Source organism: Pseudomonas batumici, assembly GCF_036585405.1.
Lineage (GTDB): Bacteria > Pseudomonadota > Gammaproteobacteria > Pseudomonadales > Pseudomonadaceae > Aquipseudomonas > Aquipseudomonas batumici.
This window is the reverse complement of sequence record NZ_CP144470.1, coordinates 6,690,759-6,707,026: the sequence shown is the minus strand read 5'-3', so window position 1 is coordinate 6,707,026 and position 16,268 is coordinate 6,690,759. Positions and strand designations below refer to the sequence as shown.

7 protein-coding genes are annotated in these 16,268 nt (G+C 54.9%); 1 reads left to right on the top strand and 6 read right to left on the bottom strand.

The features are described 5' to 3' along the window. Window positions 1-8 precede the first annotated feature (8 nt). The 4 genes from NUH87_RS30820 to NUH87_RS30805 all read right to left on the bottom strand — a co-directional run bounded on the left by NUH87_RS30820 (window position 9) and on the right by NUH87_RS30805 (window position 8,136). Window positions 9-4,373 carry a hypothetical protein gene (locus tag NUH87_RS30820; RefSeq protein ID WP_338524036.1) on the bottom strand — a complete coding sequence of 1,455 codons (4,365 nt, stop codon included), beginning with the start codon at window positions 4,371-4,373 and terminating at the stop codon, window positions 9-11. Beyond that, entirely contained in the window at window positions 4,370-4,789 is a 420-nt protein-coding gene (locus NUH87_RS30815; RefSeq protein WP_338524035.1) for a transposase, read from the bottom strand. The genes NUH87_RS30820 and NUH87_RS30815 overlap by 4 nt, the downstream gene beginning before the upstream one ends. 261 nt (window positions 4,790-5,050) lie before the next feature. Further along, window positions 5,051-7,513, bottom strand: coding sequence for a hypothetical protein (locus NUH87_RS30810; RefSeq protein WP_338524034.1), 2,463 nt, complete (start codon window positions 7,511-7,513; stop codon window positions 5,051-5,053). A 20-nt stretch (window positions 7,514-7,533) separates the two neighbouring features. Further along, entirely contained in the window at window positions 7,534-8,136 is a 603-nt protein-coding gene (locus NUH87_RS30805) for a hypothetical protein (RefSeq protein WP_338524033.1), read from the bottom strand. 481 nt (window positions 8,137-8,617) lie between these two features. On the opposite strand from NUH87_RS30805, the gene NUH87_RS30800 reads away from it, so the two are divergent. Further along, entirely contained in the window at window positions 8,618-8,857 is a 240-nt protein-coding gene (locus NUH87_RS30800; protein ID WP_338524032.1) for a carbon storage regulator, read from the top strand. Between the two features lie 41 nt (window positions 8,858-8,898). Here the strand turns inward: NUH87_RS30800 and NUH87_RS30795 are convergent, their stop codons facing one another. Next, complete coding sequence (locus NUH87_RS30795; protein ID WP_338524031.1) at window positions 8,899-11,742, bottom strand: RHS repeat-associated core domain-containing protein; 2,844 nt, start codon at window positions 11,740-11,742, stop codon at window positions 8,899-8,901. A 66-nt stretch (window positions 11,743-11,808) separates the two neighbouring features. Beyond that, a complete protein-coding gene (locus NUH87_RS30790; protein WP_338524030.1) occupies window positions 11,809-16,215 on the bottom strand; it encodes a SpvB/TcaC N-terminal domain-containing protein in 4,407 nt (1,468 codons plus the stop codon). Window positions 16,216-16,268: the final 53 nt, after the last annotated feature.

The following is a 16,268-nucleotide window of genomic DNA, read 5'->3' as shown; positions in this document are numbered from 1 at the left end:
TGCCTCGCTCAAGCACTCATATAATATTCCCAAAATCTCCACCATTTTTTTCTATAGTCTTTTTCCATATGCGCAGCCTGCATAGCGTAAGGTTGCAGCCCCGCCAAAATCCGCTGTCCTCCAGGGGTATTGATCTGTTCCTCGAGAAGCCACAACGAAGATTTTATTTTTCCCTGCTCATATTGATCGGGCCCACCGTGAAGCCCCCAGCCCTTCTCCACATACCCGCCCGCAACGATCTTATTTCTGCAGTACGCCAGGGCACCTTGATTCGTCCTGGCCAGATCCTTAGGCAATGAATCGACACCCGCCGCCTCAAGAACACCCAGCAGAAACTTGTCTTGCACGCCCGTTTTCCGGATACCGGCGGCACTGATATGCGCCATACCTTCCTCTAACAAATATAACGTCCTGGTTTCCTTGTTTACCCCCGAAGTCACGTGCCCCTGCTGCTGGGCCAGTTGTTTATTCAAGACAATTTTCCAAGGGTTTGCCCCAGACTCAAGTCCTGTCGTGGTGATATCTGCGAATAGAGGATCTTTTGAAAAATGCTCGAAAAAGCGCTCCAGCGTTTGAAGGTCTTCAGCCGCATTTCCAACACCGGACGCTCCACCTTCAGCCAGCTCAAAATTTTTATGAAACAGCTCTTTACAGGTCATGTCAGGACCCAGCCTTTTATCCGAAAGCCTGGCGAAAAGCGACATGAGTTGTTTGTTCGTCTCTCGCTCGCAGACTTTCGTTCCGTCAATCAGCGTGTCCGCGGTAATCGGCAGCCTATCAAGGATCTCCGAAGTGCAGGCCATCAACAAACCGCTTTGCTTCCTCGCAGCATCCAAGTCGACATTTTGATATTGCGGACCGAGGCGCTTCAACTCAAACCAACGCGTTGATGAGATCTCAGCACTTGAGATGGGCGCCGGGTTGCCACTGGTCATCTGGTTAAGTATCGCCTGAGTCCAGATGGTACGGGGATCAACCCCGGAGCCAACCGCTTCAACCGGGGCTAGCTTATCGATCGCGCCGAGAAAAGCTTCTATTGTTCTCTGTTCTTCAGTTTTCTCTACCATGCCGGTTTGACTCCAGTAACCCCGGGGTAAAGAGTTACGTTGTGGAAATATCATTCCCGGTCTGCCCGTCAGGCTCGGCAGGGCATTCTCTACACCTGCAGACAATTTTTTTGCCCCGTCACCGCGCTGCTGTTTGATGAGCCAGTTGGCACAGCCGCGAAATATCTCACTATTCTTGAATGCCTTGTTAAGGACATCAAATGCATTCGTACTCTGTAGAGAGTCACTGGAAATCGTTATCTGTCTAAGCAGGTTTGAAAAGTCTTCTTCGGACAGGTTGAAGTCCAATTTTTTTACACGCACTGACGTTTGCTGATAGATCTTATTGTTTGAGATATATTTACCCAGCTTCCGCCCGAATTTTCTTTGAAGACTGCCCCCTCTTAAAGCATTCGCGCTCGTATAATACACATGCTCGCCTTGCTCATTGACATCCCTCCAGACCAATGGTGCATAAGGCTTGCGCCCGGCAGCGTCCCACTGATAATAATAAATACCGCTTTTCTTCAATAGCGCCGGTTCACCATTCGCCAACTGCACGACCGGCATTCCTTCCCAGTAAAGGCCCTTTTCGCCTCGTTTGGCGCGCGCCATGAGTTGGACGACTTCGTCGGGGTAGTTTTCACGAACCTTCTCTCCCAGTCTCAAGGGACTCACCTGGATAACATCGAGATCTTGCACATCCGCCAGGGAGAGACGGTGCGCGTGCATGCTATGTGCCATCGAAGCGACCTGTTGAGCCGTATCCCGCGGAACACCTGTGGTACGTATCATGTCCTGGACATCGGCGGTTCCGGTTTTGAGGCTATCCAACATATCTCCCAATAAGTCCAGCGCTTCGGGCGACAAGAATGTGACGGCATTGAAAAGCACCGTCGGATCGCCCCGGCTGAGTCCCTCTACGATCAAGAAGGAGGTAATAAGCGGGTTGGTACTGAACCCAGCCAGAAACTCGGCATTTCCCTCCAGTTTTTCGAAAGCGCTCTGGCGATGCGAAGCTCCGCGCATGTGCGTATATAACTCTTTCGCTGCACATTCGCTCTCATACTTTATGACACTGGGAATTTCCCAAAATCCTTTTTGTCGGGCACGCTCCAGACCTTGAGCCACTCCCCAGGCGCTGGCGGATTGCCCTAAATAAAAATCTTTCAGCGCCTCTTCCATTTGTGTATCAAGAAGCACGACCTTGCCATAAGGTAATTTCAGCAGACGCGAGGTCAACCCTCCGGCCTCGAATCCATCGATCGTCTGCTCAATCAAAGTACCATTGCGCCGTTCCTCAAGCCCTCCATAGTCGCTGGGACGACTGTACTCGCTCACCGTCTCCATCTCGTCCTCCGTTACACCATGGGAACGAAGAAAATCGGCAGCAAAGGCTCGGGCATCGAAAAATGGGGTCGGCTCGATCTGTGCGAGCCGTCGTTCTTGTGCGTATTCAAAGGGCTCTTGGATAGGGTCCCCAAGCTGCATTCGTTTCAATGCCGCAGTGAATGGTTCCAGAAAAATCTCCAGTGGTTTTGCGGCGTGCTGTTGCAGGGCAGCCTGCAACACCGAACCACCGCTTCCCGTCGCGGACTCTCTAATGAGCTTGTCGACTAAAACCTGCTTGAAGTCGAGCAACATCCGCTTTACCGCGCCCGCAGCAGGCTCACCGCGTTCTATCAGTTGCCTCCATTTAAGTCGAACACTGGATTTAACCTCATCAGGCGCATCCGCCAGCGCGGTTTTTATTTCTTGCCAGAGTGTCTCTTGCTCTACTGCACCCATGAATTGCACACCACTTGACCTGGCCAAATGCAGTTCCAGCGTTCCAGGCAAGATACTTCGCTCCGTATTCGTACCGTTCATCAGCGTTTGATAAGCCTTGTCCGCTTCTGCGACACTGGTAAATGTCGGTATGGGTTCGAAACGCTGGCCTGCATCCCGAATCAATAAAGTCTTAACACTTTGCTCATAGGTGCCGATCATCGACGTTGCTTCGAGATGGCGATTGAAAATCAACACCACATATCGAGTCAGTCGCTCGTCATCATAATTTTCAAATTCAGGATAGAGGTGAATGCAATCTTTTATTTTTTCTACAGCCTTCTCCACCGTCATGCCATTGACGTCGACAAAAGAAAGCCCATCATGCCGCAACCTCGCCATCTCGGCAAGCCGATCCAATTTGGCGTTGTGCGCGAGTATCTTGTCGAACCAAAGACTGAACTCACTCATTAATGTTTCAACGCTGAGCGCTTCATCGTGGTAGTTGTAACTACGCCAAAAAATATCCTCCGTCAAATAAAAATAGATCATTGCCGCTTTGGTCAGCTCGTCTTCGTAGCCCATGGCACGTAGCTTGGTCAATAACGAAGGCAAATTATCTTTCTGCCAGAGCGCAGGTGGTACGACAGGTGCTCCAACCCGAGAGAAGACCACTTTAAGTGCTTGGAGCGGATCATTATCCACAACACTTGAAAGTAACGTCTTATCGTATCTTTGCAGTACCACCATTCCCGTCAGGAGAAGATTAAACTCATCCAGTTTGATATCGATCGTCTCGGAGAAATTTAAGATCTTCTGTGCCTCAGTGCCAAGCTCCGAGAGAAACGACTCATCGATGGGCTGAGAATGATCGGAGAGACTTCTAAGTGTAGATATAATAGCAGCCACATAAAATTTTAATTCGGGGTTGTGCATTGTATCTACAAAATATCTAGCACGCTCTGCAGATGGAAGCAGTGCGACACGATACAGATCATCATACACACCATTCAACTTGTCCCGTATCTGGGCCGGTGTGGCTCCAGTCGTATTCGTAACCGCCTGCAGCAGAACACTGTCCACCACCTGCAAATAACCGCTCTCTTCAATCGCCTTGAACTCGCTTTCAACCCCACTCGGCAATTTGGTCTCTGCCGCAGAAGCCGTTGTTTCCTCGACAGCACTATTTTCAACATCGCGCTTTACGCGCGCAGCCGACTCCATGAAAAGACGGCTCAGCTCCCCTCCCTTGAACGAGTCAATGACATCGGGCTTTTCTTTTGTTTTTGAGACCTCACCCTCTTGAAGGCGGAAGGGTAACAGCTCGGAATTTTTATATTTTTCTTCTATGTCAAGAATGATGGTGCAAGGTCTTGCCGCCTCCAGCACCAACGAATAGGGGCCAATTACATTCAGTTCTCCAGCCCCCCCATTGACATTGGCGATGTTTTTTAAAGTCCGCTTTATGGCTCCTTGTGAATCATCACCTATGGATCCTTGTACCGGGCCGAGGGAAAGGCCTGACGACGAAGTCCACAAAAATAAATCAGATAATTTCATCTGAAACACCTCGCGTCACGATCACTGAAAGCTGAATTTTGCGAAGGCTCCGGTAGGACCGCCAACCGCCTGCTGAGCGCGAGGAGTTCACGCCTGTTGTTGGACTGATAACAGGTAATCATGTGGGCTTTATACAGAATGGTTTGCAATTCAGGATCGGCTCCAAACCGCTCATAGAGATCGCTCCAAACGCCGTGGCTGCCCCAGCGTGTAAAGCGCTTGTAGATCGTGTTTGCGCGTCCGTATTCCTTGGGGACCAGCTTCCATTGCGACCCGGTGAATAGCACCCAGAATACCGCGCGGACAAATTGGCGACAGGCTTCTTGATTGCCAATATAGACCCGACCATTGGCCTTCAGTATCGGAAACAGCCTCTCCCATTGTGAATCTTCCAGTATTTCCCTATCGTCACACATATCCACCTCCCTGAGGACATCAAAACTTTCCGGATGACAATAGCTGTCTATTAAAATCAAGAGCCATGACAGCTGCCCTCCTGAAAGCGCTTAGCGATCTCCATTGCATAAGCCTTATTACGCAGACTAGCGTTACTGCAGCATGGAAACTTTTAAAAAGCGCTTTTCGACAGCGTACCTTCTCTGCCATTTTTGGAGGCATATAAAAAGGCCCGCACAAGGCGGGCCAAAAAAACTTAACGGATGGGCTGCATCAAAAGCTTAATTATTATTAACTTTCACCTTATACGTCATCTCTTTAAATTCGTTAGCGTTCAGCTCAGCAATGACGGCGTTGACCGCACGCCCATTCACGGCCTTTACCTTAATGCCTGGGCTAACCGTTACCTCGGTTGCCTTGGGCGGTTCAACAAAAGCCGGGAAATAATCATCAATCTCAATATCACTGATTTTTCCTGCCCCGATGTTGGTCACCTTCAGCTTATACCAGACACATTGCCCGGGTTTGATATCTTGAGCATTCGTTGCAAAGGCGCCAGGTGCTTCAGTCGCACACGCATCATCAACAACTTGTGACTTTTCCATCTTAAGCAAAGCGTCTGCCATGGAAACCATATCACTCACGCTATCCAGAGTAGTTCCATTATGACTCAGCGTAATTTTTATCTGATTGGGTCTGCCCAGCTGGGTTTTATTCTCCGGAATCGTCACTACCACCAGAATATCAACCTGCGCGCCAACATCCAGAGTATCGGGCAGCTTCCCGTCCTTGAGCAGGTTCCCGGGCTTTACCTCCTTGTTACCGTTATCCAGGTAAAGGTTGGTAAGCCATAACTCCGAATCAGCCTGAAGCGACAGCTCACCCGCCGCAAACTCGTTCCCGCCAGTATTGATCACCGAGCGCGAGTAAACAAACTGCGTGCCAGGCATTCCGCTTAACTCCATCGACGTTTGAGGGCCGATGACTGCACTGGTTTTAGCATTAAGCACGAGCGTTTCGCTCCCGGTTGCCCCGGTTTTTCTCGACAAAGCACTAAACTCAACCTGGCCGCCTGCATTAACAGTCGCTTTGGCTTCTACTTTGGCACAAAACGTCTGGGACTCTTCGCCTCTCAACTGCCGCGTCACCGGGAGCGCTGCTGCTCCAGTGGCCACACACACGCCCCCCGTATCGGCAACGAATGTTACCTTGACCCCAGGACTTGCTTCTGCAGTCAGGTTGTAGCTGTCTGTAAAGCCCTTGGCTGCATCGGTGGCATTTTTGAGTGTTACTTTAATAAGCTCAGGTACTCCAGCGACAAGATTGATGGATGCTTTATCAAGCGTTACCTCAAGCTCTGGCTTTATCGCCGTAAGCCCGAGTGTGGCGCTATCCTCGGTTAATGGACTGGACACCGATACGGCTGTCACTTCAAGCTCAAATGACTCCTCGATATCGGCAAACGGCGTTATCTCCAGGTCCAACTCGACCGCCTTCCCAGGCTCAATAATACCGGTGCCCCATGATCCATCGAGGTTTCTGGTGACTCCGGGGATGTTATGCTGCCCCTTGAAGTCGGTTACCTTCAAGGCGAATGAATCACTGATGGTGCTATTGTTTGTGACCGTCAGCTTCAAAATACTCTTGGAACCGACAACGACATCCGGACCACCCGTCAGCTCCACCTTCAGATCATGGCTATTCTCAAACAGAATTTCGAGATCTTTAGCCTTGAGCGTAACACCCCCCAGATCCAGCGAGGCTTTATCATCCCCACCCACGTCGACACGCTTGTAGATTACAGAGTTGACCGCATTCAGATTTTTTGGATTTTTCAGTTTAGCTTTGAAAACGACCTTGGTGCGCTCTTTGGCCTCGAGATGGAATGCCAAGGAAAATTCATCGTCACTCACCTGGCTATTGAATTTGCGGGTCTCAGGCAGGCTGGTCGGCGCGGCACCATTGATTCTGATGGAGTCCTCAACAAGCTCCAACTCCTTAAGGCTGTCCTTAAGCGCGACCATCCCTTCATGAGCGCTACCGTTAACCACATTCAGGGTGATCTCTACGTCTTCACTCGGCACCCCAGGCTTACTGCTCTGTGATTGGCTGATGGAGAAGGTCGCCTCTTCGACGACTTCGATATTATCTGTAACCGCTTCAGATACGCCACTCTCATACTCTGACGTTGCAGTAAGCTCCAGTTTTGCCATGCCCGACGCCGTTGAAGACATATGCACGACAATGTTGAAATCCGTGAATTCTTCGCTTGCCAACCCTCGCAGCTTGAAGTTGTCTCCGGACGTCAATACCTCGGGTGCGCCTTCCACGGAACCGTTGGTCGGTACTAACTGAACCCTACTGATCTGCGTGCTATCCCAGCTCCCCGTCAACGTGAACTTATCATTGCCGTTACCTGTGTTGGTCAGGCGATGCTGAATGATCACATCTCCACCGGCCGTTGCTTTCACATCCTGACCGACGCCCAGATCAAGCCCTGCCACCTGCTGGACTGTCGTTTTGACCGTATTCGACTTGGCGTAACCCAAACCATCCGGTGCACTGCTGTCTCTATATTTCGCCGTTGCAAAACTCTCGAGCGAATAGTTCGCCGCCGGCATGCTCGACGCGTTTACCGACTGCGCCAGAACCATCACAATCAGCAATAGGCATCCAAGCAGCATCGCGCTCGGAATGCGCGCCATGGCGCGCGTATTCGTGTGTCTATACATGTTCAAATCCATAGTTATCACCACGCAAGCCCTTATGGATTTGCGGCCGCGGTTTCAGTTTTTTCAGCGCCGTTGTGTACCTTGACCCTGACCGCCACAGTCTTGCTGGTTTTCGCTGGCAACGTCCCCAGGTCCCAGCTCAGTTCACGGTAATTGCTGTAGGGAACCAGCACTTCGCGAGACGACCCTTGCGGATCAGTCACCTGCGCTTTCAGGGGAATGGGTGCGAACTCGCGCTGTGCGGCGGTACGAGCAAGGGCCTTTTCGGGTTTTTCGCTGTCCCCCAGGTATTGGGTGCCCTTGGGAATCGGCAGCACGGCCTGCACGCCCTCGACGGGGTGCTTGCTGATATTGCTATAAACAGCCTGATACTCGATGGTATCCCCCGGCTTGACGGCACTGACCGCGGTCAGTGACTCCTTGCCGGCTTTGTCGCGCTGTACCTTCAGCGCCTTGAGCTTCACGGTAATGGGTTCTACCGCCTTGGCCTTCGCCTTGACCTGACCAGCTTCGCTGCCTTGGACGATATCCACGGCAGACTGGGAAAAAGCCATGGGGGAAAAGAGGAAAACCGCCGCTATCACCGGGGCACTCAAATGAGGCAGTACACTCCGCCTTTTCAGAGAGTCGAACATGATTTCACCTACAAATTAGGTTGTATACGTCATCCGAATGCATGCCCAAGCTCAGCTTCGATCTACATTCACCAGCGCCCATCATGGGCATACAGGGTGCGCGCCCCCATTAGACGCGTCCGAATACGGCCGCTGCGGGCCATACCAGGCTCCCCCTAGAGGGCAAGGCACAGGCACCATGCAGCGGCTAGGCAATGCAGAGCCTGTCAGGAAAGGTCTGAAAGCAACTTCAGTCACATGCGACCGAACAAAGACAGGAAAGAATCGATAGAAACGAGCGTAAAATTAAAGTTCAGCAGACATTCTATTCGAGGCGTTTTTACAGCGATTTTTGCAAGCAGGTATTCGCTGGCAAACCTATATTTTCTTCCTTACATACAACACAGACATGTCATTTGCCTCTTAAGATTGCGAATCACTCAATGCTTCAGTCGCGCAAAAAGCCAATCCATCTTAAAACATAAAAACCAAAGAGAATACCATGATAGTTTTAACGCTAAAAACAAAAGCAACCCTATATTTTGATGACAATATTTCTTTAACAATTCTCTCCACTCACAGAGGCGCAATTAAATTTGGAGTCGTCGCCCCTAGGGAAACTTCAGTGCATCGAGGTGAGATTTATTCGCGCATTCAAAAAAACAATAAACCTCATTCAAAAGCAGACAGTGAAAAGAAAAATAAATTTCCTTCAATCCTGTCCATCAAGGAAATCACTTAACACCTGTCAGGCCCCGTGCCTATCGGACTCACCGGCGGACTTCAATGTCTCCCAAAGTAACTGATTTGTTTGTAGCCTTTTTTCTGAGCATGTCTATATTCAGAGAATGTTATAGGCTCTCGAACCGAGGTCGCTTGGGTTTTTCCTCCCTTTTTTGCGTGCTTGTATGTTTTCCGAGAAACTTCCGCACCAAAAGGCGTTGTCTGCAGACCTTTTTCCGTAAATGTTGCATGGCCTAAAACAAACAACACGGGGTTGCCAATTTCAGCCGCCCAATCCAACGCAAGCTTTGAAGTCTTTCTAAAAAAAGCACCGCTTATCGTGCTTAAAACCAGCATCTGCGGATAATCTTTGCTCTCCTTCATGTAAGTATCCGGCCCCTTATAAACAGCTTGTGCAAGAACGGAGTACCCTTTGAAGTCATGTTCCACGCCATAATTCTTCCTTATTATCTTCTTCAATCCTTCTTTAAATGAATCCGACGGCTTTCCATTTTTCTTGAGCGCTGCACTCCCGCCGTACTTTCGCTTCCAAGACTCAATAACATCAACCTGTTCAACGTTGTTTCTCAAAAAATCACTCCAACTCTGCAAAAGTGCTCTGACACCACTACCATTGAGGTCTTTTAACCCCATCGCTTCTGACACGACATAATTAATTGATCGGTCGGTTACGGGCACTCCCATCTTAATACGATTTATTATTTTAGAATAATTCGCTGCTACGTTTGCATCGCCACCACTACTGTCCATGCTAATGCCCAATGCGTCATTAAGCATATCAATGGTGATATAAGTCTTTTCCGGCCCTTCAGACTCCCACGCCAGGAAGGCCTGACGTGACTCGTGCATGCCATACAAAATCGTTGCCGCGCAACCGTCAGGATCGATGAAGCTGACAGGATTGTTCCTCACCATGGCATAAAGGTTGAGCCCATCGACGGTGCCCGCCGGATCGGCACTGATCCAGCGCTGCAACCAAGGGGCATAATAGCGGTAACCGTAGTCATACAGCCCGGTGGCATCCCGTTCCTTTCCCGAATAGCGAATCGTCTTGTAACTCGCCTCCAGTTGATCGCGCCCGGCCCAGAAGGCCGTGCCACCGAATGGGTAATACTCTTCATGACTGAGCAGGTTACCTTCGCCGTCCAACTCCAGGGCACTGGAACCCAGGTGGTCGTCCAGGGTGTAACGATAGGGGTCGACGCCCAGGGCCTCGGGGCGGCCCTGGGTCCACTGCAGCCAACGAACGTTGCCGTCGTTGATGACCTGGCGTTGCTCGGTGAGTCGGTCCGGCCCTCCACTCAGTGGACGTTGGTGGGTCTGATGCAGCTCCAGGCCCGGCAGGTAGAGGGTCTGGCTCAGGTGCTGTTGGCTGCCACTGGTAGCGGTGCGAACTTTGCGCACGCGTCGGCCGCCCCCGTCATAGGCATAGCATTCATCGTCGTGCGCGGCATCGCTGCGGTTGATCTGGACCACACGCTTGAGTTGGTTGCGCCTGCCCCACTGCAGCGGCTGCCCGGCGTCGAGCTGACGAAGGTTGCCGTTGCCATCGAAGCCGCCGTCCACATCCTGTTCGGTCAGCCCCGTTTGGCTGGGCAGCGCATGGTTGGAGGCGAGGGCCACCTGCATATCCTGGCGATAACCCCGGGCACCTTGATGCTGGACGCCGAGCAGATTACCGGCCGCGTCATAAGAATAGTGGCGGCGGTAATTGACCACTTGGCTGGCATCGTCCAAGGGCAGCAACGCTGGCAGGGTTGCCCCGGCTTGCCCGGCCTGGGCCGACTCCCGGCCTGTCGCCTCGATCAGTTGGTAGAGGCTGTCATAGGCGTAGGTGTTGACCGGGTCGATACGCTGATTACGGAAATAGCGGGTCGTCTGGCTGGCGTCTTCAATGCGCAGGACATTGCCCACCGGATCATAGCTATAGCGCAGGTCTTGCAGCACCACATTATCCCGTGGGCGCCGTGCGCTCAGGTGATTCAGGCGCTGGGTTGCCGGGTCGAATACGCGGGTGATGCGCACGCCATTGCCGGCCGTCTCGGCTTCAACCTGGCCAGCGGCGCTGTACACGAGATCCTGTTGCAGCAGCGTTTCGGGTTGGTCCTTGGGCTTGAGCCAGCGGCGAGCCAGCTGGCCGGCACGGTTGAACGCCAGACGCCGTCGATGGCCCGCGGCATCGGTCTGGGTATGCCATTCGCCGAGGGCGTCGTAGCGCCAGTGGGTGGTGGAGACCTCGGCTTGCAGCAGGGCTTCGCTCTCGCGATCCGTGGCTGGCCAATCCGGCTCGTCTGGCGCCTGCAGGAAACGCCAGTGTTCGTTGAGCGGCAAACCCGTCAGGCTATAGCTCATGCATTGCCGCTCGCCGGCGGTGTGCCGGTGGCGACAGAGCTGGCCACGCAGGTTATGTGCCGCGGCGTCGGGCAGGCTTTCACCGTAGCTGAAGCGCTCACTGCAGACCTGCGCCTGACCCGCCGTCTGCTCGAAGACCGCCAGGAGACGGTTCAACGCATCATATTGTCGACGGCACTGCTGGCCTTGGCCGTCAGAACTCCACAGCAATCGACCGGCGACATCTGCCAGGCCCAGACGCAGGCCGTTGTCTACCCCCACCACCCGCTGGGCTTGACCGCCCAGGCTGGCCTGATAGCCGAAGTTCGGGGCCACGGTTTCACCCAGCTGCGCCTTGGCGAACAAGCGCGGGTCGATTTCACTGAGCAACTGTCCTCGTGGGTCGAAGCACTGCCGGGTCACCCGCGCCACCGCGGGGTCGTCCACTTGCGCACGGTGGTAGGCCACCGTGCGGACCTCAAGGCTCCGGTTGTCGCGCACCTTGATCGTCGGTGTGCTCTGACACAAGTTGACGCTGCTGGTGGTGTTCATCAGTGCCGATCCTTTTCTCCAAGGCCGCGACGGGCGCAGCATCCTTCCAAGTGTCGAGCCCAGCGCTCAAGACTGTTCCGCTTCCATGTCGTTTTCATCCTCATAACTGTCGAACCACACGCCATAACGGGTACGGCGCCGGTAACCGGCGGCGGTAATGACTTCGGTGTTGCGACCCAGCGGGTCATAGAAGAAGGTATCGTGACAACCATACAGGCGCAGCGAAGCGTCATTGGCGTAGTGATGACTATCGAGAAAATACGGTTGGTAGGTACGTACCGGCAGCCCCTTGTTGTTGTATTCGATGCGTTCCGACACCACCCAACGCGGATCGGATGGCCGGCTGATCAGTTGGTTATTATCAACGGCCAATCCACCATCGGCCCCCAGCATGTAAGCCTCACCGGGTTCAACCCGCAGCTTGCTCTGCAGGCTGCGGCCAAAGCCATCGGCAAATACCAGCGCACAGCGAATCTGGCGCTCCGGGTCGTCCGGATAGCGGTCATGGGTCAGTACGGCGCTATGGACTGGCGTCGGCTTCACACTGGCCAATAGCTCAAGCACGGACTGCTGTTGTTCAGGGCTCAACCCGATTATCTCGGGCAACCGTTTCGACCAACGCTGCCGGGCTCGCAGATGGCCATCACGGGTGAGCCAATGACTGGCGCGCAAGCGGCCGCGCAGTGATGCTATCTGGTCGCTCTTCAAGCCTGGCGAATCGGCGAGCTTGTCAAGGTCAGGTGTCCCCATCCAACTGAAGGCCTCGTAGAAATACACCTGCGCCGCTCGTTGGATGGCCTCTTCAGGATCCAGGATGGCTTGTTCAAGAGTTTTCACTTTGCGGGTGTAACTCGCGATCGGCGCAAAGCCAACAGCGTTACCCTCCTCCGTACCATAAAAGGACGACACGCAGCGCCGACCCAGTGGGTCATAGGCCACTTCCTCGACGTTTTCGTTGGGGTCGGTCATACGCCAGGGTTGCAACACGCGATAGTCATACTCCGCCTGAACGACATTGCCGAGTGCATCGGTGAGGTGGCTTACGCCCCAGTAATCGCGGTCGTAGTCGATCCCGGTTGCAGCACCGAAGGGATCGGTCTGGCCCTTTACGCGGAAAAACCCACTCAACGGCCAGTAGTGGCTTTGCGCACTGGGTTTCCAATAATGGCCCTCAGCTAATAGATAGCCTCCCGCCTGTAGCGTATCCCCCAAGTCATCGCCGTCCAGAAAACCGGTGAACAGCTCAGCCAAAGCTGCTGAAGCCTCTTCAACCTGATGGACGTGACTGGGGAGCGCCTCGATCGTCGCCTGCCCCAATGGCAGGGCTTCATCCTGGGCGATCGCACGGTAGTACTGACGCGTCCAGCCAGTCAGTACCCGGGGATGGGTCTCGCGCAGCGGGCCGTCCACCGCGCTCAGTCGTTCGAAGTCCAACAAACCCTGCGGCGCCTGCGCGGCCGGCCAGTGCAAGACATGGCTTTTGTCCTCGCAGGATAAACCGAGCCGCCAGACCGCCCCTTGGTCCAGGTGGATATAGCGTGTTTGGCTCTCGTTGATATAAAGCAGCGTCTGCTGTTCATCGTTGCACTCATCGGGCGAACGCGGGTTGGGACGGCGGGGATAGTTGACGGTTGCGTTACGCACCGCTTGGCCATAACGATCAACTTCCAACACCACCTGATGCGCGCAGAGAGGGTCGCTCGGATCTCGCTCGTACTGCCAGGCGATGGACTCCAGTGGCAGGGCGAGCCATACCCGATGCTCTCCCCCCTGCACCTGGTGCACCTGATAGCGGAACTCCGTCACCGTGTAAGGATGCAGCGCCTGCTCGCTGGCATCCGCACCGAACACCTCCTCACGTCGCACACGACCGCGCAAGGCTCGCCGCGCCTCGTGCAACTCGTCAGCCGCCAGGGATGCCAGCGCCTCGCCATGGAGATCGGTGTAGCGCGTCTGGCCAAGCGGCCAGGCTTGGCTGTCAGCGGTGTTATAACCCTCGCGCAGGTCGTCACCTTCAGTACCGACGCGATACCAGGTACGTGTCAACACGGGGGCCGTCAGCGTCGTGTCGTCGCCGCTGCCGAGCGTCTCGGCGTCGAGATGACTGACCAGGCCGAAGCCGCGGAATTCACGCGCCTGGCCATCGTAATAACCCTGTCGGTAATGGTAACGCTGGGTGCAGGTATTGCCACTGATCTCATCCAGGCTGAGCTGGCGTGAGAGCACCTGCAGCGCAAACGGCAGGCGACTGACAGCCGCCGGGTTTGCCTGTTTCTCGTCGAGCCATTCCTGGGCGGAACTGCGATAAACCAGGCGTTGCTCCAGGCCCCGATTATTGTTCAGGCGCTCCAGCAAATAGGGCTTGCCGGCCGGAGTGAACTCGCACAGCCAGTGCTTCAAGGTCATATGCGGTTGGGTCAGAACCAGACTGGCGCAGCCACTGCCCTTGACGTCGGCGAAGCTCACCTGGCACAGATTGTCGTAATACACGCCCTCCGGGAACAACAACTCCACCGGCTCGGCCAAGGCATTTCCGCTGTGGTTGCGAAAAATCCGCAGGCGGTCATGCTCGACGTAGATCAGGTCCGCCGCGCCTTTGCCATCCAGGTCGGCGAGAAAGACTCGAGCGGGATCGAAGTGCATGGCCTCGAACGGCAGGCTGGCCAACTGAATCGATGCGCCAAAGCGACCATGGCCAAGATTGGGCCAACAGGTCAGGCTGTCGTGCCGCACCCGGACCAGATGGCTCTGCCCGCTGGCGAGCATATCGGCAAAAGCGACCAGCTCGGTATGACCCGAGTCGCCTATCGGGAGCGCATCCGGCACGCTGTGCTCCACCTCGACAGGGGCGCAGAAACCCTCGGCACGGCGGTTGGCATAGAGGCGAACACTCTTGGGGCCAATCAACACCAAGTCAGCCAACCCTCTCCCTAGCACATCAGCCAACTGCGCTGAAGGCGCCAAGAACTCCGTCGGGAAGGCGCTGAATGGCACGAAACCCTGCCATTGACCGTCCGCGCTCAAGGAAAAGAACCCCGCCAGGCCCGGCTGGCTGATAACCCAGTCCAGGCGACCGTCGCCGGTCAGGTCCAGAAGCGCGCGATGCCCCCACGGCGGCAAACCACCCGAGGGTAACTGGGGTAACGGCTGCCAGGGGGCGTAGGCAATGGCGTCCTCGTCGTCCGGGTCGTCGGCACGGCAGGGGGCACGGTACAGGTAACTGCTGCCATCGCGCCAAAGCACCCCCGCAAGCCCTTCGCCGTAGAGATCGACCATTTGGCAAAACACACCATCGTTCAGGCCGGTCAGGGCTTCGAATGGGGCGAAGCGGGCCTGTTCAAGGTCGAACCCGGTAAAACCGAACTCCAGTGGCGGGGTATCGACCTGGATAAGCTGTCGGCTAACGGGCTCCAGGCCATAGCCGGTGCCATAGGCGGCGCGTAGCTGAGTGACCAGCGCCGATTCGTCGTACTCCAAGGCGAGTCGACTGACCAGGGTCGGGGCGAGATCCGGGGCCAACGCCTCAAAGCGGTGAAACATCAGCACCTGCCGGCACAAACGATGGGTGCGCACCTCGAAGCCACCGGAATAGCTTGAGAACGCATCGGCACGGGCCGGCCAGGGTTGCCGCTCGGTATGGTCCGGCAGATCGTCGAGGGTGACGGCATGTTCACCATAGTCGAACAGCAACTCGAACAACCAGTCGGTGTCCTTCGGCGGCGGGCTGCTGTCGTCCAGCAGATACAAGCCCTGCGCAGCCGCGCGATTAGCGTAACGCACGCGCTTCAGGTAGCGCTGCGCACGGCGCTCGCGCCGAACCTCGGCAGGCAATCGGGTATCGACACCCTCGGCGTCTTCAGGCTTATAGCCATAGAGCACATGTTCCCCGTTTACCGATACGCTTTCTTCCAGCAACCAGTCGAGAATCCGTCGCGGGTCATCCGGGTCGCTGATGCGCGCCTCGGCGCTTTTGCCGAATAACTGTTGGCTGCCGTCGGCGCAACGTATCCTCCAGAACGGCGCCTGCTTATCGCCTTGCCAATACTCAAGGCGGTCAAAACCACCTTCCACACAGGGTAAATAGCGGGTCACGCGGTAGTGCTCGGCGCCTATGCGCTCCTTTGTGCCCAGCGGTTGGCCATGACTGTCTGTCTCGACTACCAGTATTTCGCCATTGGGGTCGAGAAATTCATCCGTGTCGGCATACAGGGGAACCCCCTGGGAAGTACGCCGGCTCAGCCTGGGCAGGCCGAGGCCAAAGCCCAAACCGAAGGCGCCGTTGCCACCCGCGCTGCTATACTGCAACGCCAGCCCCGGCGTCAGCCCCCGCCCCGGGGACAAGGGCAATGGCAGGCTCAGGGACGCGCCCCCACTCATCCCCCCGCCCTTCAAAGATTCTCCCATGCCCTGGATAGCACCGCCGCCTTTGGGTAGCGAAAGCTCGGGAATCCTGACCTGATGTTTCTTGTCCATCCTGGCGCTCCAGCCTTTTCGAAGCGTGACATAGCGAGAACCGGCACAGCGAG